We start from the raw sequence: 22384 nt of genomic DNA, 5'->3' as shown, positions 1-22384 counted from the left end.
TACTCTCTGCATCGGTTCAAACGAATTCCCGCAAATCGCATTGCATGGGACCACAGGAGCAAAACATGAAGATTTTCATCACAGGCGCAGGCGGCTTTATCGGCGGTTCGATCGCGGCGGGACTCGCGCGCGACGGTCACACGGTGCGCGGCCTGATCCGCCGAGCCGAGCAGAGCGACGCCTTGAAGCAGGCGGGTATCGAGCCCGTCGTCGGCAGTCTCGACGACGCCGCGCTTCTCACCGCCGAAGCCCGTTCTGCCGATGCGGTCATCAACGCGGCCAGCAGCGATCATCGCGACGCGGTCGAAACCCTGATCGCCGCGCTCGAAGGCTCCGACAAACCGTTCCTGCATACGAGCGGATCGAGCATTGTCGGCGATGCGTCGGGCGGCGAAGCATCGGACAACATCTACACCGAAGAGAATCTGCCGGAACCGACCGCCGACAAGGCGCCGCGCGTGGCCATCGACAAGCTCGTGCTGGGCGCCGCCAAGCATGGCGTGCGCTCTGCCGTGCTGTGCAACACGCTGATCTACGGTCACGGCGCCATTCCGAACACCGCAAGCGTGCAACTGCCGCGACTCGAACGTCAGGCGCAGAAGAGCGGCATCGTGCGTCATGTCGGACGCGGGCTGAACATCTGGTCGAACGTGCATATCGACGATGTCGTCGATGCTTATCGACGCGCGCTCGACAAGACGCCGGCCGGCACGTTCTATTTCATCGAAAGCGGCGAGGCGCAGTATCGCGACATGACCACCGCCATGGCGCGCGCGATGCAATTGCGCGGCCCCGAAGACTGGCCGCTCGAAGATGCCGTCAAGGAATGGGGTTATGAGATGGCCAACTACGGGCTTGGCTCGAACAGCCGCGTCAGAGGCAAGCGCGTGCGCTTCCTGCTGGGCTGGGAGCCGAAGCGGACCTCGGTCATTGACTGGATCGAGAAAGAAATGGTGCGGTGAACGGTGTCGCTTCGGCTCTGAAAGTCGCGCCGTTATTCCGCGACTGAGGCCAGAGGCAATCTGCCATCGAGCAAAACAAAGCGCGAAGGGCAAACTGGCTTGACCAATTTGCCCGTCGGTTTCACGTTACTTCAACGCGCCCGCGAACTTCTCGATTTCCGTCTCCGCCATCCCCGACTTCACAGCCGATTCGCGAATCTGCCGCCACGTAGTCGGGTCGACCGGCACGCCGTTCGAATTGCGCTCGGCGCGGCGCGCTTCCTCCGGTTCGCCAGGCGCGTGAATCGCATCGGTGCCAGCGGCTTTCGGCGAAGCCTTCATCCATTCGAGGAACGCTTCCGCTTCGGCCTCTGCGGCCGGGGCATCGAAGGCGTTCGGGTCGAGAATCACTGAAGTCATGCAATTGATGATCGCGCTCGACTTCTCCAGCGTGCTCTCATGCGTGGTATATCCGCCCGACAGCGCGCCGCCAAAAATCTCGCAGAGCGCGGCAAGCCCCGAGCCCTTGTGCAGACCGAATGCGGTTAGCGAGCCGAACGGCTCTTCATGCATCACTTTCGGTTCGAGCGTCGGCACGCCTGCGTGGTCGAGCAACATGCCCGGCGCGACCTGCACGCCCTTGTTGTAGGCCACGCGCGTCTTGCCGTAAGCAATGCCTGCCGTCGCGAAATCCAGCACCAGCGGCTTCTTGCCCTTACGCGGATACGCCGCGCAAAAAGGGTTCGTGCCGAAGCGCCGGTCTATACCGCCGAACGGCGCCACCAGCGGATCGCCCGCTACGTTCACGAAGTGAAACGACACGAGCCCCGCCTTCGCGCATTGCTCCGCCCAGTGTCCGATCCGGCCGATGTGATGCGCGTTGCGCAAGCCGACCGCGCACACGCCGAACTTCTTCGCGCGCTCGATGCCGAATTCCATCGCCTCGTAGGCAACCACTTGACCGAAGCCCTTGCGACCATCGACGGTGATGACGGCGCCCGCATCGCGAACGATTTCAGCATGCGTGTTGAGCTTGAGTTGGCCATCCGCGAGCGAGGACGTATAGCGCGGAATCATGCCGACGCCATGCGAATCATGCCCCGAGAGATTCGACATCACGAGATGGTCCGCCACCAGTTCGGCCTCGCGCGGCGCGCTGCCGGCGCTTTCCCAGATGGCGCGCACATAGGCGTGAAGGGTATCGGCGGCGATGCGCAGTTCGGGGGATTTTTGGGTATCGTTCATCGCGATGTCTGTCTCCTGTATGTGAAGTGCATGGCCCGGCCGCAATGCCGCACGACGGGCGAGGGCCTATTACTTTACCCATGATCAACTGGCCTTACCAGTTCGTTTTGAAGAATTCGCTGAAAAGGCCCGAAAAAAAGCCCGCGCGAAGCGGGCGATTTCTGATTCCGGAAGACGCGTTGAATCAGGGCGCAGCAGCGATCACTTCCGCCACCGCCGCCGTCAGTTTCCTTGCGTAGGGCACGTGCAGGAATTCGTTCGGCCCGTGCGCGTTGGACTTCGGGCCGAGCACGCCGCACACCATGAACTGCGAGCGCGGAAAGCCTTCCTTCAACGTGTTCATGAGCGGAATGGTGCCGCCCTGCCCCATGTATGCGACATCCGCGCCAAAGTAGCGACGCGATGCATCGTTCAACGACGTCCCCAGCCAGGGCGCAAGCTCGGGCGCGCTCCAGCCAGTTGCCGCGCCGGCTTCAGCCTTGAACGTGACCTTGGCGTTGTAAGGCGGATCGAGTTCCAGCAGCGACTTCAACTGACCGACCGCTTCGGCGGCTTCGACAAGCGGCGGCAGACGCAGCGACAGCTTGAACGCGGTGCGCGGTGCGAGCACGTTGCCGGCGTCGGCGAGTGACGGCAGGCCGGCCGCTCCCGTGACCGTCAGCGACGGACGCCACGTCGAATTGATGAGCGCTTCTTGCGGGTCGGTAGTGGTCGGCAACACACTGCCGCCGTCCTGGCCACAACTCCACGGCAGTTTCTTCCAGACATCGTCGCCAAGAATGCGGGCGGTCGCTTCAGCCTCACGCAGACGTTGCGCGGGAATCGAGCAATGAAAGTCCTTCGGGAGCAGGTTGCCGGTGGCCGCGTCTTCGAGCCGCTCGAACAATTGCCGCATGATGCGAAAGGTCGATGGCGCGATGCCGCCGTAGCCGCCCGAATGCAGGCCTTCTTCGAGCACCTGGATTTCGAGGTCGCCCGAGACCAGGCCGCGCAGCGAAGTCGTGAGCCACAACTGGTCGTAGTTGCCCGCGCCGGAGTCCAGGCAGATCACGAGGCCGACATCGCCCAGGCGTTCGCGGAGCGCGTCGATATACGGCAGCAAGTCGTAGCTGCCAGATTCCTCGCACGTCTCGATGATGCCGACGCAGCGCGGCCGCTCCACGCCTTGGGCGTCGAGCGCGGCGAGCGCCGTGATGCTGGCGTAGGTCGCGTAGCCGTCGTCCGCACCGCCCCGGCCGTAGAGCCGGCCGTCCTCGAACTTCGGCGTCCACGGGCCGAGATCATTGCGCCAGCCTTCGAACTCAGGCTGCTTGTCCAAGTGGCCATACAGCACGACGGTTTCGGTGCTGCCCGAACGCGTTGCGGGCGCTTCGAAGAAGATCACGGGCGTGCGTTCAGGCAGACGCACGATCTCGACTTTCAGGCCCGTGACGCGCTGCGCCTTCACCCAGTCCACCGCGTCCGTCACTACCCGTTCGATGAAACCGTTCCGCGCCCAGTCCGCGTCGAACATCGGGCTTTTCGCGGGCACCGCGATGTAGTCGGTCAGCGCGGGCACGATCTCATCGTTCCATTTCTGGTCGACGAAACGCTGCAGTTCCGTCGAATCGAGCCGTACCGCTTCTTCGTGTTGCGTATTGTCGCCGTTAGTCATGAGCGTGTGTCCAGGCGGGCAAAACCTTCATCATAGACGGGTTTCGCGGCCCTTTTACGCCCATGCCTTTGATCGTGCGGCAATCATGCAATTTTTTTCAATATGTATGATCAATAGCGCGTTCCCGTGATTACGGTGCGCGAAACGGCTGGATCGGCTTCGATCGCCTGATCGGTGAACGGAAAGCGCGCCCACTGTTTTGCCGAGAAAAGACGCGTGGCATCGGCGGAGTGCGGCGAAGCGGGATCGTCGGACTCGGAATGCGACAGCAGCGTGTCGGCCTCCACGCCGCCCGGGCCATCGGCCGCGAACGAGACGACTTGTACGTAGCTGTCGCCCTGACCGTTCGCGTCCATCGGATACCCCTTCGCGTCCAGCGGACGCCGCGCGCATATCACCGTAAAGTAGCCCGCTTCGTCGCAACCGCCGTAGAGCGGCACGCGTTCGCCCGCGCGCGTGGTATACAAAATGTCGCCCCGCCGCGAATCGAGCGCGAAACCGTTCAGCCGGAGCGCGAGCGCCGCGCCGCCGAGCGCCTGTCGCAGATCCTGCACGACGGCGGGATTGTCGATGTTGAAGCCGCTCGGCGTATCGAGCGGCTTGTCGGGGCTGAAGGGCGTCGCGTAGAGGCGCTCGGGCGCGAGGCGCGTCACGCGTTGCCAGAACTCGTCCCAGAGGTTCGCGCCGCGTGCATCGATATCCGATGAACCGTTCCAGCTGCGCAGCACTTCGCATGCATCATGCAAAGCGTATTGCGCGTCGTTGCCGTTGCACACGGCATCGAGCAGCGGTTGACGATACAGTCTCTCCGACATCGAGCCGGTAGCCAGCACCGCGGTTTCCAGCGCGTCTCGCGTGATGCCGCCCGGCTCGCGCTGCAGCCGCGCCGCGAGCAGATGGCCGTAACGCGTGCGCAGCGACTGCTCGTAACGCGTCGCTCCGGCCACGCGCGCAAGGCCCGTGAGCGGCGCGTTCGCGTTGGTGAGCCAGTAGCTGTCGTTAAAGTTGCCGACGTAATCGCCGCGCACGACGCTCGCCATTTGCGCGACCGGCAGCGCGCCCTGCTGCACGCTCGATCCATCCGCGCGCCACGCGCAGGCGCTCTTCGAACCGTCGAGGAACGGCAGGCCCGGCATACGGCTCGCGAGCGCGCGGCCGGCGGGCGGCGTGCATGCATCGGCGAGCGCGTCGGGCACGTCGGGGATCGCGCCGATGTCGGCGAACCAGACGCGCGCGTCGTTGCGGCCGATCGCGAGTGTGTTGGCCCACGGCATCGCCGCATAGCGCTTCTGGATCGCCATGAAATCCTCGAGCGAGCGCGCCTGGTTCCAAGCAAAGAAGTTCTGGAAGGCGCGCGCGTTGTCGGCGTTGACATCGGCGAGCGCATAGGCCCGCTGCGTGTTCCATCCAAGTGCCGGCGAAAGCGCGGACAGGTCCATCACCGGACCGAAGCGCGTTCGATACAGCGTGCGCGTGACGGATTCGATCGTGCCATCGGCGCGAAGCGCGCGGACGGTGAGCGGCACGGGCGTCATCGGCTGGCTTCGACCATCGAACATGTAATGCGTGGAATCGGCGGGATCGAGCGTCAACTGGAAGATGCCGAAGCGGCGCGCGCTCGATACGGTATGCGTCCACGCGATGTTCTCGTTGAAGCCGAGCACGATGAGCGGCACGCCGAGAAACGACACGCCGGCCACATTCACGCGTCCGGGGATGGTCAGTTGCGCCTGATAGAAGCGGTCCGGGCCGCGCCAGAACCAGTGCGGATTGCCGAAGAGGATGCTGCGTTGGTCGCGCGTTACCGGCGCGCCGAATGCGAGTGCGTTGCTGCCGATGCCGGGGTTTTCGCCGATCGGATAGCGCAGGGCATCGAGCGGGTTGTCGGCGTGGAACGGAGTGCCGAATGCGGGTGCTTGATTGCCGAGGCCGGGATTGTCACCGGCGGAATAGCCTGAAAAATCGTGCGATTTTGTGGCATGAAGCGGAGTGCCGAATGCTGCGTCATTGCTCATGCCTGGATCTTCGCCGCTGAGATAGCGCGGCAATATTCGCGAACTGGCGGCAGCAAGCAGAGCGCCCTTGTTCACCGGAGATGGCGTAAGCGCGATTCGCCCGCCGCTTTCATCCAGCGAACCAGCCGATGTACTGCTCGTCGCCGGCGCCGCGTCCGGCGTTGTCTCCCCGCGCGGCGTCGCTCCCGCTTTCGGGGGTTGCGCCGCCGCAATCGCCTGCACGAAGCGCGTCGATCCGCCCGCGAGATTCGCCGCGATCAGCCGACGGTAAATATCGTCCGATGTGATTTTGTCGACCCACGGCTTGCCTTTGCATGCAGCATGCAACTTCGGAAAATTGCCCGCGTTTAAATCTGCGAGATAGCGGTTGTAACCGGAGGCGAAGCCATCGATCAGATCGCGCAGGTCGACGGCTTGCGCCGCGCGATAGCGTTCGACGGTAGCCTGATCGATAACCATGCGGAAGAAGAAATCGGCATCGAGGTTGCGCGGCTGACCGAACGTCGACATCGCTGGCGGACGCGCCTCCGCGCCGAACGAGGCCGAGCGCTCGCCGCGATAGGTGACGAAGGCAGCGGCGAGCGTGCACAGGTTGTCTTCGGCTTGCGCGTAGCCGAAACCGAAGCCGAGACTGCCCCAATCCGCCGCGCGTACGTGCGGGATGCCCGACTCCGTGCGGCGGATCTCCGCGCTATACGCTGTGTTTCCGGCTTGCGTCGATTGCGCGGTTTGCGCTCGCCCCGCATCGGACTGAGGCGCGCTGCAGGCGGCCAGCAACACGCTTAGAAGCGCACCAGAAATCGCATGCCTGACGGTCTGGTTCATCGGGAGAATCCTGTGTCCGATCGACGCGGTTTTTAGAATGCCTCGCGCGAAAGTATCGCATTCGGCGTTCGCAGGCCGCCGCCAAAATTTAGACGACCGTGCGCTCCTGGGTGACGAAGCATCTTGCATGCGGCATGTTGCATGCAACATGCAACATGCAATGCACAATGACCCGATGAAATTCCCCCAGCGAGAGATGCCCCGTACCGACGACCCGCGCCCTGCGCCCCCCGAACGTCCATTGCCGGAAGACTGCTGCCAAAGCGGCTGCCATCCTTGCGTGTTCGATCTTTATGAAGAAGCGCTGGAGCGTTACGAAGAACGACTTCGGGAGTGGAACGCGAGACATGGTGAGGCGTCTGGGTGAGAATGCGGTTCTCGCGGCGTGGCACGCCGAATCGCCGTTCATGGAAAGCGTCGCAGCCAGCCGTTCGAGCTTCCATGTCCGCAACACGACGGACCAAGCCGGCTCGCCGATTCACTTCAGCAGCCCGCACCTCACAGCGCTATGCTTATGCCCCGCCGACATACTCGGCGCGGCGGCCATGATTGAGGCAACTCGAAAACGCCTACGCTAGCCCCACCCGCATCACAAACCAAAAAAGGAGCGCTCTCCCATGTCACTCTCGATGTATCGCGCGTCGATTCCCGTGTTCATTCGCGGACTCGAAGTCTGCGCCAGCCTGCTGGAAAAAGGCGCCGCCTTCGCCGATGAAAAAGGCCTCACCCACGCCGATGTAATCAACGCGCGTCTCGCCCCCGACATGCTGCCGCTCGCCGCGCAGATTCAGCGTGCAAGCGATACGGCCAAGCTTTCCGCCGCGCGTCTTTCAGGCGCGGAAGCTCCGCGTTTCGAAGACAACGAAGACAGCTTTGCCGCTTTGCAAGAGCGCATCGCGAAGACCATCGTGTTTCTGAAGAGCATTCAGCAAGAGACACTGGCCGACAGCGAAACGCGCACCGTCACGATGAAGTTTCCCAACTTCGAACCATCGTTTTCGGGCGTCGATTATCTGTTCGGCTTCGGCCTGCCGAATTTCTACTTCCATGTCGTGACGACGCACGACATCCTGCGTCACCTTGGCGCGCCTATCGGCAAGCTGGACTATCTCGGTCCGCTCAAATGAGTTCGGAAATCTCGATCAGGTTGTAGTCCGGATCGCGCACATAGACCGAGCGCAATTTTTGCGTCGCGCCGGTTCGTTCGACCGGACCTTCGATGATCGGCACGTTCATCTGCGCGAGCCGTTCGATCACCCGGTCGAGCGGCACGGCGGCGATGAAGCACAGATCGAGCGCGCCCGGCACCGGCAGATGCGCCTTCGGTTCGAATTCGGAACCGCGCACGTGCAGATTGATTTTCTGATTGCCGAAGTGAAACGCGAGACGGTCCGAGCCGAAGCTTTCGAGCTTCATCTGCAGCACATCGACGTAAAAGCGTTTGGTCGCCTCCACGTCGACGCAGGTGAGGACGAGATGGTCGAGATGATCGATGAGAGACATGCCGGACTCCGCGTGTAGGGTCCGGTCATGGTAGACGATGACGCTGAATCGTGAACGACGACGCTCGGGGAACTGGCGCTTGCCTTGCGCCCTGACTCTCGAACCGCACCAACGAGCGAACTCGAACGAAGCGCCCGCATCAGTCAAGTGCGCAGCCCGCAAACGCAAAAAAGCCGAAACGCGACCCATCGCGCTTCGGCTTTTCAAACCAAACTCGAACGACCCGCCTACCGCGAAGCCGTCTGCGCCTGCTCTCCTCGCGCCGCGATCTGCTTTCGCCATCCCGCGAGAATGCGCCGCGCCAAGGCATCGTAGTCGCCGCCGAAATGATGATCGCCTGGCAGCTTCACCACCTCGATCCCCGTCTTCGTCAGCGACGGACACAGCGTATCTTCCTCCTTCTCGCCGTAGATACACTGCACGAGCGCCGGCGGCAGCTTGTTGAGTTCGGGCCGTACCTTGAGCGCCTTATCGCTTGCCGGCATGCCGAGCCAACCCGTCACGCGAATCTGAAAATCCGCCGACGGCGAAAAACCCATCAGCGAGACATACGAAACCTGATCGCGTACGTCGTCCGGCAAACGGTTGTAGGCAAACGGCATGACGTCCGCGCCGAACGAATAGCCAACCAGCGCCACATGGCTCGTATGCCAGCGCGCGTTGTAAGTGCGAACCACGCGCGCGATATCTGCCGCCGTTTGCTGCGGCGACTTCTCGCTCCAGAAATAGCGCAGCGAATCGATGCCGATCACCGACACGCCATCGCGCTGTAGCGCAAGCGCCATCGTCTTGTCGAGATCGCGCCAGCCGCCATCGCCGGAAATGACGATGGCGAGCAGATCCGTCGGCTGCGCGGCGCGCAACTCGATCAGCGGCAGATCGGACACGTCATGCTCGCCCGCGACTTCCGCCTTCTTCAGATGCGGCGCCGCCATCGCGACGATCGCATCGGATTTGCCGCGGCCCGGCTGCACCGCATCGCGCGCCATGAAGCCCGGCAAACCCTTCGCGTGGATGATGGTCGGGTCGGGCGGACACGGATTGAAGCGCGCGTCGAGTTGAGTATCCGGCGCAAGCGATATCGCGCCCGCAACCGTATTGTCCGGCGCCTGCTTGAGCGCCTGCTCGGCGAGAATCGCGCCTTGGCCCGTGCCCGCGAAAATAGGCGAGTAATAGTGGCTCGCCTGCACCGTGCGTTCGAGTTGATGGCTCATGCTCTCGGCGTCGCCGACGAGGTTATGGCACTTCTCTTTTTCCGCGGTCAGGCGGGCGGCGTAGCGCGGCGTATCGACGCCGACGACCATCGCGCCTTTCGCGGCGAGCGCATCGGCGGCTTGCTGATCGCTCGCATTCCAGCCGCTTTTCTCGGAGAACAAGACGACGAAGCCGGTCATGTCGCCCGAAGGCTTGGTGAGCGTGACCTGGCCATAAGTGCCACCCGAAATCGTGGATGCCGCGTGAGCCGCGCTCAGCATCGACATGCCGGCAAGCGCCGCCGCAATCAATTTCTTGCTATTCAAAATCATGAACGCCAGCCTCCCGCCAGAAGCGAGAGGTCCGCCAAAGTGAAAAATACGCCAACCGAACCGGACGCCGCGAGGTAACGCGGTTCCCAGCGCGGCTGGAACTTGCTTTTGAATCCGCGCAGACCGCGGAAGTTGTAGAAGCGCCCGCCGAAACGCCACACGAGGCCCGCCAGCCGATGCCAGTGCGATGCCAGCGGCGTCGGCTCCATCCCCGACAGCGGCGCGATACCGAGCGACAGCGACTTGAAGCCCGCTTCCTTCAGATGCAGCGCGAGCTTGGTGAAGAGATATTCCATCGCGTACGGCGAAGCCTCGGCGACATGGCGCATCACGCCGACGGTCGCTTCGGTGTTCATGTCCGTCGTCATGAAGGTGACGAAGGCGACCGGCGCGCCCTGCTGACGCACGAGCAACACGGACTGCGCCGCCAGATAATCCTCGTTGAACGCCGCCACCGAGAAGCTTTTTTCGCGCGCGGAACGGCTGTCGAGCCAGTCGTCGGAGATGGTGCGCAGCATCGGCATGCATTCGGCGACACGCGACGGATCGATCACTTCGGTATCGAAGCCATCACGTTCGCCGCGCTTCAACGCATAGCGCAGATGCGACCGATGCGAGCCCTTCAGATCGAATTCCGACAACGCGACGTGCGCTTCCTCGCCGAGCTTCATCAGCGTGAGGCCGGCGTCGAGATAGAGCGGCAAGGCATCGGCGCGCACCTGGTAGAACGCCGCGCGGCCGTTGTGCGAATGCGCGAGCGCGACGAATTGACGGATCAACGCGGCCCACTCGTGGCGCGGCCCGACCGGATCGTGCAGCGCGGCCCACGTGCGGCCGTGTTTCGCGTACATCAGGAAAGCCTGGCGCGACTCGGAGAAGAGGAAGCTCTTATCGCCCATCATCGCGAGACCGGCGTCGCTGCGCTCCTGCGCGCGGAAGATGCGCGCGGCATCGGCGAGATCTTGCGGCGCGGGTTTCTCGAAACGGCCTGCCGCCGGACGCAGCAGTTGCCACACCGCGAACGCCGACGCGAACACGCCCGCCGCGAGCGTTGCACGCAAGGCGCGAGGCGCGCGGTCGTCGAAAGCGAACTGCCACCAGAGATCGGTGTTGTAGGCGACGTCGCGGAAAGCGAAGAACATGATCCACACGGCAACCGCGATCACCATGCCGATAGAAAACAGCCACGTCGCCGTAAAGCGCTCGGCGAACAGCGACGAGCGGCGGTTGAACCGCTCGCGCGTCGCGACGAGCAGGAGGATCAGGACCGCAAGCACGCCTGCCTCGACGAACGCGAGACCCTTCGCGAGCGACAGCGCCAGATTCGCCACCGCGAGCATGAGCGCGAGCCACCACGCCGCATCGAGACGGCGCATCAGGCCGCGCGCGACGAACAACAGGAGCACGCCGAGCACGCTGCCGAGCAACTGCGAGCTCTCCAGCACCCACAGCGGCAGCACGGTCTGCAAGAACGCGATGCGGATCTTGAAAGCGGGCGTGGCGCCGGAGATGACGAGCATGGAGCCAGCCGCGAAGGTTACGATCGACAGAAACAGCGGCGCGAGTTGCGAAACGCGGCTCGGACGCAGGAAGCCGAAGCTGCCCTTGAGCGCGCGGCCTTCGAACGCGGTCATCACACCGGCGGAGAGGATCAGCGGCAGGCCGAAGTAGATCGCACGATACGCGAGCAGCGCGGCGAGCACGTCCGGCGTCCGGGCGCTGCTGCCGAGCGCGAAGACCATCGCCGCTTCGAACACGCCCACGCCGCCCGGCGTATGACCGATCATGCCGAGCAACATGGCCGCCGAAAACACCGTCATAAATTCGCCGAAGCCGACCTGCGCGCCCGGCAACAGCGCCCACAGTGCAAGGCCGGCGCCGAACACATCGACGACGGCAAGCGCCGTTTGCGCCAAGAAATCGCGGCGCGACGGCACCGTGAACGCGAGCCACTTCCAGCGCGACTGCAAGGTGCGCGGCGCGCGGCCGCAAAAGACGAGCATCGCGACGAACACGGCGAGCAGCGCGGCGCCGATGATCTGCAGGATCGTCGGCGAAAGATGCATCATGCCGGCAAGCGTGCCCGCCGAGAACAGCATGCCGGCCGCAGCCATGAAGGCGAGCGACAGAGCGAGCGTGACGCCCGTGAAGACCGAAAGGCGGCCAACCTGAGCCGGCGTGACATCGGCCGCGCCGTACACGCGGCAGCGCACGGCGCCGCCCGTCAGCGCGCCGAAGCCGGTCACGTTGCCAAGCGCCGATCCCACCGTCGCGCCGACCCACAGAAGCGAACGCGGCACGCTCACGCCAATGTGCCGCAAACCGACGGCGTCGCGTCCCACGAGCGCGGCGAAACTGAGCGCGGTCGCGCAAAGCGCCGCGAGCCACGCCTGCGGCGTCGTCGCTCGCAGCGCGTGCATCACCGACTGATAATTGACCGCGCGCGAAAGATGCTCGAAGACCACGAGAAGCAACACGCCGACGATTACCGTTAGCGCAGGCGCGGCGAGCCGCTGAGGATCGGAAACGATGCCGCTGAAACGAGCGGGCATCGACGTGGCGCGAAGCCGGGAGAACAACTTTCTGCGAGACATGCGTTCTTTGGAACTTGCCCGCGCTCGCGTGGGCAGGAATACTGCCCGGCGCGAGCGCTGATCATCGTTATCGGGAACCACGCAACCTTGCGCGGTCGCAGCGCTCGTTCGGCTCGTCTACACTTGCCGCCCGTGCTCGCGCCATACAAAAGGCTTCAGAGCGAGAAACGCCTGTATAACGGCGACGGTTGACCCAACTTGACTAATATTGGGACAACCACGGGTAAGAACGTGGAAATCGTGAGCTGGAGCGGTTTTGCAAGCGGCCGACCATGCTCGAATAGCAAGAACTGGCGGGTTTACGGTTCGTCAGCCTTGCGGTTACGATCGACGGCCACCGCATCGGGACGCCAGTTTCGGCGCACGGGGCGCAGATTAAGCGGATACTGCAGAGAAAGTCATCGGAATTATGAGAAAAATTGTCACAACCTGTGCAGCAACGTGTTTTGCTCTCGTCCTCGCATCCTGCGCAAGCACGGACGACGCCCTCATCAAGACCGTGCCGATCGGTTCCGGCACCTCGCAGCGCGCGCCCTACGACTTCGTGGAATGCGCCAAGGCCAGGTGGATGCCGATTGGCGGGCGCGTACGCGAATACTCGCTGAGCGCGGATACCGAAGCGGTTTCGGTGGCGGGAAAAGGCGGTGCATCGACCGTGCTGGCCGTCGCGCAAGAATCCGCGGGCGGCACCGGCTACACGATTTACGGGGATATCGCGGTCGCGAGCCGCTATGTGACTGCGGCCCACCTTTGCGACTAAGCAACTAGAAGGCGTTTAAGACGGCTTGCCGTCGCGCAGATTCAAGCCTGCGAGGTGCGTGCCGACGATGCGTCCAATCAGATAGCCATCCGACGCGCACGCGTTAGTACGCTCCTTGCCGTCCCACTGGATCTTGTACTGATCGTCCTGCGAGTGCACGGCGGATGCATCGAATTTGCGCTTGTCGACGCGGCCACCGCTGCGCGCCGCCTCAGCGATGAGCCGATTCCAGGTGAGCGCGTAGCCGTAGCGCACGCCGTCGGCGAAAGCGTCGGTATCGCAGACTTGCGAGGGCGGCGTGGTCTTCACGGTCGTGTGGAACCCGCTAGTGCCGCCGATCGCGATACGCTGCTCGCCCGGCGGGGACGGTGCCACGGGCTTGGCGGCAGCACGCGCCGCCTGTGCTGCCTGAGCCGCGGACGCGGCAGATGCCGCGGCGGCCGCATCGGCATCGGCCTGTTGCGGAAGGGGCGCGCAAGCGCCAAATGCCAAGGCCAGCGCCATCGCTACCGCGTAAGCTGCGCCGCCGCGCCGGAGTGTGCTGAATCTCGAACCGCTATTCACCTGCAGATTCCCGTCTTGAAATAAACGGGCTCTACCTTAACACCGTCGTCGGATTCGTCCGAATTTTGAGAAATGGGGACGCGGCGCTTTTGCGACGGATTTTCCCAAACCCAAACGACAACGCGGACGCCCTTTCGGTGCGCCCGCGCAGTATTGGCAGAGAACCGCTTCAGGAAGCCGACGACGTATTGCTCATCGGCATCTCGATTCCTCGCCGCGCCATTTCCACGATGAGGAACGTGCGCCGCGTGACGTGAAAGCGCGCCAGCAAGTCGCTGGAATACTCCTTCGCCGTGTTTTCGCTGATATTCATCTTCCGCGCAATCGCCTTATTCGATAAGCCCTGCAGAAGATACCGCAAGGTTTCGGTAAGCCGTGGCGGCAAGTCCAGCGATTCGACGGTAATCCCAGCGTGAGGCGTGACCGGACGCGGACTATGACCGCCCTTGCCGAGTACCGTGTTCGGCAGATAGACGCGGCCGTTCAGGATAGTCTTGAGCGCCTCGCGGAACACGCCCGCGCCCTGTTCGCTACCCTTGGAAATGAATCCGCACGCGCCGTTCTTGATGCACTCGAGCACCGTATCGCGGTCGTCCTGGGCTGAAAGCATGACCGTCTGAATTTCGCGATCTTCCTCGCGGATCCAGTTGAGCAAATCCATACCCGTAGTCTGACCACGCAAGTGGTAGTCGAGAAACATCAGGTCATACGAGTTGGCCGACAACTTGGCCTTAGCCTGCTCGAAACCGTCCGCTTCGTCGATTTCAAGCAAAGGCTCGTTCGCCAGGATGAGACTTTTCATCGCGCTCCTGGTCAGCCCTTCGTCCTCTACCAGCAATACATTTTTGAAATAACCGTTTTCCATCGCAAAGCTCCGAGAACGGTTCCGATATTACGCGTTCGCTGATTGACTTCCACCCTCCCTTCGCAGGGATACATTCGGCAGTCTCCCAAAATCCCCGGAACCCCCTACCCGTGCCGGGTGTTGGACAAAGCACGGCCGGTCAAAAATGCTCGGCATCGAATCAACCAAGAGATCAACCAAGACCGGGAGGATGAGATGTCAAGCAGTCAAGCCAACAACGAACGGGAGTTCGCGTTGTGGCGAATGAAGCGGGCTCACACGGGCGATGCGCCTCGGCGCGTGCTGGTGGCTCATAAGGATAAATCGATCGGTGAATCGCTCGCCGTACAGCTTCGCCTGAAGGGCCTGCAGGTCATTCTGTCGCAGGATCTCAAGTCGGTGCGCGCGCTCGTGAATAGCTGGAAGCCGCAGGCGCTTATCGTCGATACGAGTCTGGACAGTGAGTCCGGCTACGTCTTTATCCGCACGCTGCGCATGGATGTCGATGTCACCGGGCGGCTGCTCGTCGCCCTCAGCAACGTTTTACCCGCCGATCCGGTGCAGACGCTGAAGGAAGCCGGCTTCGACGCGCATTGCCGCAGACCATGTTCGACGTGGCGCATCGTCGAAATGGTCGAGGCATTTTTCTCCGCGCCGGCCACGCGCTGACGCTCGAAACGGGAGGTGCCGCATGAACAGGGATGCTTGCCTTTTAGCCGGGGGCGTGTTGCCGGCCAATGCATTGCGCATGCGGCACGCCGTGGCGGCGCGCGTCAGGCGCCGGCGCCGGCCGGGCGTTCGTCCCGGCTCACGCCGGTTGCCATCACGAGCGACACCGCTTTTTCACTACCTGGCGCCATGACGGCGACGCCCGTCCCGCGCAAGCCCCGTGCGTCGAGATTGAAACCATCGCTCACGTGCGACACGGGCTCGACGCACAGATAGCCCGCACCGGCCGGGCAATGCACGACGACGTGGTCGAGCGTGTCGCCGGCGTCGAGCGAAAGCGTGCGGCCGTCGGCGAAATTTAGCGTCGCGCGGCCGCTCCATCCGCTCAGATAGCGCGTGTATCCTTCCTCTTCTCGTCGATGCCGGCGCGCTGGCGCATCCCCCGATGGCTCGACCGCAATCTCGCCTTCATGCCGCCAGTCGATACTCGCATCCATTTCGGCTTCCTGCGCCGCAAAATACGGATGAAAACCCATGCCGACCGGCATCGGCCGCGCGGAACGGTTCAACACGCGCATCGACAGCCGCGCACCCTCGGCGTTCGCCTGGATGACCTGCTCCGCTTCGAACGGCCACGGCCAGCCATGCTCGTCCTCGCGATGCACATAACGCATCACGATGCAATCCGCGTCATGGCGCTCGACCTGCCACGCCGCGTATTGCCCGAAGCCATGCAGCGCGTGCGCCATGCCCGGAAACGTCGACAACTCGACACGCTCGCCATCCGGTGCCGGAAAGCGCGCATCGCGCACGCGATTCGAAAACGGCACGAGCGGATAGCTGCCGCCTTTCGGCCAGGTATCGGCGGGCCAGCCTGAAAGCGTGATCGGCACGAGCCAGTCTTGCAGACCGCCGGCGAATCCGGTGGCGAAGCGCGTGATGCGCCCGCCCGCCGACGGCGCCACTTCGATGACATGCGGCCCACTCGCAATCGTCAGACGCGGCTCGGCCGCGAGCGCCACGACATCACGCGGTCCCATCACTGCCGCTGCTCCTTCACGCGCGAAACCAGTTGCGTCGGACTGACGAACTGCAGCGCGATCAGCACCCAGATCAGCGTGATCGCCATGTAGATCATCGCCATGGCGTCGATGGATTGCGGCGCTCGCACGCCTGTCGAAAACACCGCGTAGTAGAGCGCGACGACGAGCGTCTGCGTGGTCGGTCCCGCCGTGAAGAACGTCAGCTCGAACATGCCGATGGTGCGCACGAGCACGAGCAAACCGGCCGCGAGCATGCCCGGCACGAGCAGCGGCAGCAAAACATAGCGAAAGTAACGCGTCGTGTTCGCCCCGAAGATGCGCGCCGCCGATTCCAGATTCGGATCGATCTGCTCGATGAACGGCGTCATCACCAGAATCACGAACGGCAGCGCGGGCACCAGATTCGCGAGGATCACGCCCGTGAGCGTGCCGGCGAGATGGAACTTGTACATCACGGTGGCCATCGGAATGCCGTAGGTGACGGGCGGGACCATCAGCGGCAGCAGAAACACGAGCATGGCAAAGCGCTTGCCGGGAAACTGCACGCGCGCAAGCGCATACGCAGCGGGCACACCAAGCACGATGGACAGCAGCACGACCGCGCCCACCACTTCCATCGTGACGAGCAGCACACTCGACAATTGAAAGTCGCTCCACGCCTGCGCGTACCAGTGCAGCGTGAAACCTTGCGGCAAGAGCGTGCCGAACCAGCGCGTCGCGACCGAATTTACCGCGACGGTCGCAATCAGCAGCAGCACGTTCAAGAGGAAGAAACCCATCGTCGCCCAGACGAGGGCTTTCCACAACCGGTCGGGCAAGCTAGCGCGTTGTTTCATGTTCTTGCCGGGCTTCGATCCTTCGCCGAGGGTGGCGGCCGGCCAGTTCTGGGCCGCGCGATTGTCGGTAGCCATTATCCCTTCCCTCCGGTGACAGGACCGGTATAGAAGAAGCGCCGCGCGCCGAGCATGCCGCCCACCACGAGCAACTGCACGAAGCCCATGACGAGGGCGATGGTCGATGCCAGCGAATAATCGTAAGTCTCGAACGCAGCTTCGGATGCGGCGATCGAGATCACGCGCGTGGGACCCGCGGGCGCGCCGAGCAGCACCGCCGACGGAAACACCGAGAACGCCTGCACGAACGAGAGGCACGCGGTCATCGTGAGACCGGGAAGCAACAGCGGAAAGTAGATCTGCCGGAACTGTTGCCACGGACTTGCGCCGAGCGTGGCGGCCGCGCGCGCAAGCGTCGGGTCGATGCCCGTCACATACGAAAGCGTCAGCAAAAACGCAAACGGAAAGCCCGACACGATGAGCGAAATCAGCACGCCCCAGTAGTTATGCGTGAGCCGGACTTCATCGCCATAGAGATGCAACGCCTGCACGGCTTGCGGGAACCAGCCGTTCGGGCTGAAATACGTCAGCATGCCATCCGCGATCAGCACGGTGCCGAGCGTCACCGGAATGACGAGCAGCGTGGTCGCGAATTTCTGATACGGCGACGAGCGCCGCAACGCAAATGCGACCGGCACCGAGACGCCGACGTTGATGAGCGTCGCCGGCACCGCGAGCTTGAGCGTCACGATGATCGTCGGCCACATCGACGTATCGGTGAAGAACGTGATGTAGTTGGCCCACGCGCTGCCGCCGTTCATCGGATTGAACGACAGCATGAGACCGTAGGCGAACGGATAGATGAAGAGCGCGACGATGAAAATCAGCGCCGGCGCGACAAGCCAGCCCTTCGGATCGCGCTGAGCGGGAAGCGTGGCGATCATTTGTCTTCTCCGTACACGAGCGTCTTCGAAGGCGCAACGCGCAACGTGATGCGCTCGCCTTCGCTGTACTCGCCCGCAATGCGCGCCCACAGCTTGCCGAACGCCGTGTTCACGATGACGAGCGAATCGCGGCCGCCGTATTCGACGATCTCGACGAGCGCGTCGAACGCGTTCGGCTCGCCGGGTGCGGCGCGTTCCATGTCTTCGGGCCGCAGCGCGACGCTGACGTTCTTGCTGTCGAAGCCTTCCATCGGCATGCCGAGCAAACGCACGCCGTTCGCGGTGACCGCGACGGATTCGCCCTGCGTGCCTTCGAGCGTGAACGGCACGACATTGCGAAAGCCCATGAAGCGCGCGACATGCAGGTTCTTCGGCCGCGAATACACTTCCTTCGGCGCGGCCACTTGCTGCACCGACCCCTCTTTCATCACGACGATGCGGTCGGCCATCGACAGCGCTTCGTCCTGATCGTGCGTCACGTAGATGGTGGCGCGTTCGAGCTTGCCGTGAATGCGGCGGATTTCCGCGCGCATCTCGATCCGCAACTTGGTGTCGAGATTGGACAAGGGCTCGTCCATCAGGACGAGCGGCGGCTCGATCACGATTGCGCGCGCAATCGCCACGCGCTGCTGCTGGCCGCCTGACAACTGGCCCGGCAACTTTGCGTCGTGCCCGATCAGTTGCACGAGATTCAACGCGGCCTTGGCGCGCTTGGTGGCTTCCGCCTTCGCGACGCCGCGCATCTTCAGGCCGAAGCCGACGTTGTCCAGCACCGACATATGCGGAAACAGCGCGTAGTTCTGAAACACCATGCCGAAGCCGCGCTTCTCGGGCGGCAACACGTCGATACGCTTGTCGTCCAGCCAGATGCCACCGCCCGTCAAAGGCTGCAAACCGGCGATGCAGTTCAGCGCCGTCGACTTGCCGCAACCCGAAGGCCCGAGCAGCGCGATGAACTCGCCGCGCTGGATGTTCAGGTCGAGTCCTTTCAGCGCGGCGAGCTGCTGCCCTTCCGCATTGGTGAAACTGCGCGAGACCGAGTCGAGACGCAACTGCTCAAAATCATGCTTCATGGCGAAACCCTTGTGCGAAGCGGCGGCGTCCGATGAGGAGCGCCGCCGCTTTATCAATGACGCGGTATCGATGCCTGGCGTCGATGCTTACTTCGTTTTCGCCGCGCCGATTTCACGGTCCCATTTCTGGAACGCGGCGACCATCGCCTGCGCGTTGAGCGGCACGACGTGCGGACGGTCGGCAAGCAACTTCGCGTATTCCGGCCGGCCAAACTTCTGAATCACTTCCTGGCTCTTGGCGGGTGCGGCCGACAGCGGCACGTCCTTCACGGCGGGGCCGGGATAGAAATAGCCGTCGTCGTAAGTCAGCGCCTGCTGCGCGGGCTCGAGCATGAAGTTCATCAGCTTGTAAAGCACGTCGAGCTTTTCCTTGGGCACGCCCTTCGGGATCACCATGTAGTGGGCGTCGTTCACCCAGGTCATGTTGTCGAAGGCTTGCACCTTGAATTCCGCCGGCACGATGCCGAGCGCGCGCGGGTTGATGTCCCAGCCCGTCACGGTCACGGTCATGTCACGCGTGCCCTCGCCCAGTTCCTTCATCACCGCCGACGTGCCGCCCGGATAGTAGGGAATGCAGTCGTTCAGTTGCTTGAGGAAGGCCCAGGTCTTGTCCCAGCCGTTGACCGGATCGGTCGGGTCCTTGTCGCCGAGCACGTACGGCAGACCCATGAGGAAGGTACGGCCGGGACCGGAATTCGCCGGGCGCGCGTAGATCAGCTTGTTCGGATGCGCCTTGCACCACGCGAGCAGTTGATCCGGCGTCTTCGGCACGTCAGTGACCTTTGCGGGGTTGTATTCGAGCAGCGGACCCGCGGGCATGTAGGTGACTTCCAGGCCGTAACCTTGCGCGATGTCCTGCATCTTGCGCGGACCCGGTGCGTACTTGTCGAGCACACCGGGGAACGCCTTGGCGTTATCGGGCAGCAGCTTTTCCCACAGACCTTGCTGGATGCCGGCCGCGAGCGCATCCGTGCCCGTCACGACGAGGTCGATGTCCGAGCGGCCCGCGCCCTGCATCGCCTTGATCTTGCCCGGCAACTGCGGCGCGGGCGCGTTCGTGAAGGTGATGCTGGAAACGAGATCGGGGTACTTCGCCTTGAAGGCTTCGAACCCCTTCTGCGTCAGTTGAAGATTGCCCGCAACGTCGACAATGTTGATGGATACCGGATCGGCCGCATTCGCCCCGCCCGTTGCAAATGTCGCGCTGACGGCGACGCATACCGCCGCCAGTTTCACTGACAGTCCTGCCTTGAAAGCCATTTCGTCTCCTCACGTCTTTCGCAAGGCCGGTTGTTTTATTGGTGCCCGGCCTGGGTTTGCTTGCTCTGATTTTTCGATACTTCGCGATTCCGCACGTTGCAGCGCAGCCGCGCAATGCTTCCTTTTACTTCGGAAGTTGAAAAATAGCTAACGCGATCATCGTATGTCAAGCAAATCGACGGGAGCAGATCTTGTTTCCCAACCGGGTCAAACAGGCGTTGACGCTTTGTCTGCCGATGTTTGCTGCGCGCTCTCGGGATATACCCCGAGCGACTTGTTTAACCGCTTTTAACTGGCGTTTCCCGTGAAGGCGCCGCATTACGCACTCGCGCGATGGCGCGGTCCATTTCAACGAGGTCGCGCGCTTCCTTTGCGACGGCAGGCAACGCCGCCTCGGGCGAGCCGCTCAGAAGCGGCAGAAGCGGCCCCATATCCGCGATGCCCGAGAGTGTCACGGCGTCATGCAGGACGCGGATGAGCGAGATTTCGTCGCGTAGGGTTTCGAGCGGGAGGAAGCGGTTATAAAGCTGGCGAGCCTCGTCCATGCGACCGGCTTTCACGGCGTGCAGCAACGCCATCACCGCGTTAGGCGCAATGCAGCCCGAGCCCGTTGTCCACGCAGCGAGCCCGAATTCACGCACGTGGGCGATCGCCGGGCGCTCGCCCATACCGGACACGACTTTCGCGGCCGGAACGCTTTGCAGCAGGCGGAGCAGATACGGATCGACGGCGGGATCGGCACGCACAATCGCGTACTTGACGGCCAGCAACGTACCGTCATCGATGAGTGCGGCGAGCGTATCGACATCGACATAATCTTCGCTCTTGATATAGAGCGTGAACGGCATGCCGGCTGCATCGACCAGGCGCTTGAGGCCCGCCGCCACGCCCTGTGGCGTCGTGAATCCGGCAAGCGGGAGCACCATCGCGGTACGGAAGTCCGTCTGCGAAAGAATGTGCGCCTGGTCGAGCATTTTTCCGTAGTCCGGACCGATGGCGGGAATTACGCGCGTCTCTTGCCTCGCAATCTCGGCAAGCATGTCAAGCAACTCGCGGTACTCGCTCACGGCAACGTGATAAAGATTCGCATTGCCGCCGTATAGGAGCGTACGCACGCCGCCCGCTTCTATATGCTCGACCAGCTTGCGGTTTGCATGAGGATTCAACGAGTAATCGACATTTCGTGCGAGCGGCGGCACGGCCATGACGGACTCAGAAAACTCGCTTACGGTAATCGGTTGGATGTTCACGGCGCCTCGCGGTAGTCGTCTGGAACGATCGAAAGTAGCAAGGCACCCCAAAGTTGTCAAACAACTTTTCTGTTAACTAGGGTTTCCCCTTGAATCTATCAATACGGTCGTATGACATCTACGCCTAACTGCCAAACATCCGATTCAGCGCATTTTCGAGATGCGACTTCATAGCGTCGCCGGCTCGTGACGAATCGCGAGCACGAATGGCATCGAGCACATCACGATGCTCGCGCTGGACGAGACGCTGCCGCTCGACTGTTTTCACGAGCGACAGGTTTCGCGACAGGTTCATGCTGAAAACGATCTGCTCCTCGATAAACGAGAGCACCGTGATGAAGAACTGATTCTTCGATGCCTTTGCGACCGCAAGATGGAACGCGAAGTCGTCTTTCGCGCCAATGCCTTCTTGCGCCTCCACCACGCGTTCGAGCTGTTCCCAGGCGGCTTCGATGGCGCGGATGTCGTCGTCATCCGCCTTAAGCGCGGCAAGCTCGGCTGCGCCTGCTTCCGTGACTACGCGAAATTCGTAGCATCGGCGAATGTCTGACAGCGTTTCTAACGGAGCGAAGCGCCGCACATCCGGGTCTGGACGACGACCGACAGTAGTGCCCGATCCGCGCCGCGTGACGATGATGCCGTCCGCGCGCAGTCGCGCCAGTGCCTCGCGCACGGTCGGGCGCGAGGTCGCAAAGCGTTCGGCAAGGGCGTGTTCTGTCAGAAGACGATCGCCTTCCTTGAACTCGCCTTCCATGATGCTGTTGAGGATATCGCTGTAGATTCGGTCGGCGAGACCATGCGATTTACGCTCGTTCATGTGTACGCTGGACGTGCTTGTCAG

At 62.9% G+C, this 22384-nt stretch carries 20 protein-coding genes; 5 read left to right on the top strand and 15 right to left on the bottom strand.

The window, feature by feature from the left end:
• The first annotated feature begins 65 nt into the window (after window positions 1–65).
• Complete coding sequence (locus QCE79_RS28845) at window positions 66–962, top strand: NAD-dependent epimerase/dehydratase family protein (RefSeq protein ID WP_309849744.1); 897 nt, start codon at window positions 66–68, stop codon at window positions 960–962.
• 126 nt (window positions 963–1088) lie between these two features.
• On the opposite strand, the gene QCE79_RS28840 is transcribed toward QCE79_RS28845, so the two are convergent.
• The 3 genes from QCE79_RS28840 to QCE79_RS28830 all read right to left on the bottom strand — a co-directional run bounded on the left by QCE79_RS28840 (window position 1089) and on the right by QCE79_RS28830 (window position 6680).
• The gene (locus QCE79_RS28840; RefSeq protein WP_244828300.1) at window positions 1089–2186 is read right to left on the bottom strand and encodes a malate/lactate/ureidoglycolate dehydrogenase; all 1098 of its coding nucleotides are present in this window, start codon (window positions 2184–2186) and stop codon (window positions 1089–1091) included.
• 184 nt (window positions 2187–2370) lie between these two features.
• Window positions 2371–3840: a M20 family metallopeptidase gene (locus QCE79_RS28835; RefSeq protein WP_244828301.1), complete on the bottom strand. Its 1470-nt coding sequence runs from the start codon at window positions 3838–3840 to the stop codon at window positions 2371–2373.
• Between the two features lie 110 nt (window positions 3841–3950).
• Window positions 3951–6680, bottom strand: a complete 2730-nt coding sequence (locus QCE79_RS28830) for a penicillin acylase family protein (RefSeq protein WP_309849739.1) — start codon at window positions 6678–6680, stop codon at window positions 3951–3953.
• A 37-nt stretch (window positions 6681–6717) separates the two neighbouring features.
• Between QCE79_RS28830 and QCE79_RS39400 the strand changes: the two genes are divergently transcribed.
• Both QCE79_RS39400 and QCE79_RS28820 read left to right on the top strand, forming a co-directional pair.
• Window positions 6718–7047: an oxidoreductase-like domain-containing protein gene (locus QCE79_RS39400; protein ID WP_404989428.1), complete on the top strand. Its 330-nt coding sequence runs from the start codon at window positions 6718–6720 to the stop codon at window positions 7045–7047.
• 250 nt (window positions 7048–7297) lie between these two features.
• Window positions 7298–7807, top strand: a complete 510-nt coding sequence (locus tag QCE79_RS28820; RefSeq protein ID WP_250466872.1) for a DUF1993 family protein — start codon at window positions 7298–7300, stop codon at window positions 7805–7807.
• Here QCE79_RS28820 and QCE79_RS28815 read toward each other — a convergent pair.
• The 3 genes from QCE79_RS28815 to mprF all read right to left on the bottom strand — a co-directional run bounded on the left by QCE79_RS28815 (window position 7800) and on the right by mprF (window position 12303).
• A complete protein-coding gene (locus QCE79_RS28815; RefSeq protein WP_250466870.1) occupies window positions 7800–8183 on the bottom strand; it encodes a VOC family protein in 384 nt (127 codons plus the stop codon). The genes QCE79_RS28820 and QCE79_RS28815 overlap by 8 nt on opposite strands.
• Before the next feature lie 227 nt (window positions 8184–8410).
• On the bottom strand, window positions 8411–9709 hold the full coding sequence (locus QCE79_RS28810; protein WP_309849733.1) for an AcvB/VirJ family lysyl-phosphatidylglycerol hydrolase: 1299 nt from the start codon (window positions 9707–9709) through the stop codon (window positions 8411–8413).
• Complete coding sequence (gene mprF / locus QCE79_RS28805; RefSeq protein ID WP_309849730.1) at window positions 9706–12303, bottom strand: bifunctional lysylphosphatidylglycerol flippase/synthetase MprF; 2598 nt, start codon at window positions 12301–12303, stop codon at window positions 9706–9708. Before mprF ends, QCE79_RS28810 begins: the two co-directional genes overlap by 4 nt.
• 499 nt (window positions 12304–12802) lie before the next feature.
• Between mprF and QCE79_RS28800 the strand changes: the two genes are divergently transcribed.
• A complete protein-coding gene (locus tag QCE79_RS28800) occupies window positions 12803–13063 on the top strand; it encodes a hypothetical protein (RefSeq protein ID WP_309849727.1) in 261 nt (86 codons plus the stop codon).
• 15 nt (window positions 13064–13078) lie between these two features.
• On the opposite strand, the gene QCE79_RS28795 is transcribed toward QCE79_RS28800, so the two are convergent.
• Both QCE79_RS28795 and QCE79_RS28790 read right to left on the bottom strand, forming a co-directional pair.
• Window positions 13079–13555 carry a hypothetical protein gene (locus tag QCE79_RS28795; protein ID WP_309849724.1) on the bottom strand — a complete coding sequence of 159 codons (477 nt, stop codon included), beginning with the start codon at window positions 13553–13555 and terminating at the stop codon, window positions 13079–13081.
• 241 nt (window positions 13556–13796) lie between these two features.
• Window positions 13797–14492 carry a response regulator transcription factor gene (locus QCE79_RS28790; RefSeq protein WP_284503325.1) on the bottom strand — a complete coding sequence of 232 codons (696 nt, stop codon included), beginning with the start codon at window positions 14490–14492 and terminating at the stop codon, window positions 13797–13799.
• Between the two features lie 195 nt (window positions 14493–14687).
• Between QCE79_RS28790 and QCE79_RS28785 the strand changes: the two genes are divergently transcribed.
• On the top strand, window positions 14688–15140 hold the full coding sequence (locus QCE79_RS28785; RefSeq protein WP_244828312.1) for a histidine kinase: 453 nt from the start codon (window positions 14688–14690) through the stop codon (window positions 15138–15140).
• Between the two features lie 104 nt (window positions 15141–15244).
• Here the strand turns inward: QCE79_RS28785 and QCE79_RS28780 are convergent, their stop codons facing one another.
• From QCE79_RS28780 to QCE79_RS28750, 7 genes are all read right to left on the bottom strand, one after another.
• Entirely contained in the window at window positions 15245–16180 is a 936-nt protein-coding gene (locus QCE79_RS28780; protein ID WP_309850648.1) for an aldose epimerase, read from the bottom strand.
• Window positions 16180–17094 (bottom strand): ABC transporter permease, encoded by a 915-nt coding sequence (locus tag QCE79_RS28775; protein ID WP_250466862.1) that lies wholly within the window; start codon window positions 17092–17094, stop codon window positions 16180–16182. The genes QCE79_RS28780 and QCE79_RS28775 overlap by 1 nt, the downstream gene beginning before the upstream one ends.
• Window positions 17094–17960, bottom strand: a complete 867-nt coding sequence (locus tag QCE79_RS28770) for an ABC transporter permease (protein WP_250466860.1) — start codon at window positions 17958–17960, stop codon at window positions 17094–17096. Before QCE79_RS28770 ends, QCE79_RS28775 begins: the two co-directional genes overlap by 1 nt.
• Complete coding sequence (locus QCE79_RS28765; RefSeq protein ID WP_244828315.1) at window positions 17957–19033, bottom strand: ABC transporter ATP-binding protein; 1077 nt, start codon at window positions 19031–19033, stop codon at window positions 17957–17959. The genes QCE79_RS28770 and QCE79_RS28765 overlap by 4 nt, the downstream gene beginning before the upstream one ends.
• A gap of 87 nt (window positions 19034–19120) precedes the next feature.
• A complete protein-coding gene (locus QCE79_RS28760; protein WP_309849719.1) occupies window positions 19121–20293 on the bottom strand; it encodes an extracellular solute-binding protein in 1173 nt (390 codons plus the stop codon).
• Window positions 20294–20571: 278 nt separating this feature from the next.
• Window positions 20572–21543 (bottom strand): dihydrodipicolinate synthase family protein, encoded by a 972-nt coding sequence (locus QCE79_RS28755; protein WP_404989427.1) that lies wholly within the window; start codon window positions 21541–21543, stop codon window positions 20572–20574.
• A gap of 124 nt (window positions 21544–21667) precedes the next feature.
• Window positions 21668–22360 carry a FadR/GntR family transcriptional regulator gene (locus tag QCE79_RS28750; RefSeq protein WP_309849716.1) on the bottom strand — a complete coding sequence of 231 codons (693 nt, stop codon included), beginning with the start codon at window positions 22358–22360 and terminating at the stop codon, window positions 21668–21670.
• Between the last annotated feature and the right edge of the window lie 24 nt (window positions 22361–22384).

Origin of the sequence: Caballeronia sp. LZ003 (genome assembly GCF_031451465.1) — a bacterium.
In the GTDB taxonomy this organism is placed as follows: domain Bacteria; phylum Pseudomonadota; class Gammaproteobacteria; order Burkholderiales; family Burkholderiaceae; genus Caballeronia.
Note: the sequence above shows the minus strand (reverse complement) of the source record. Positions and strands in the feature narration are given on the sequence as shown.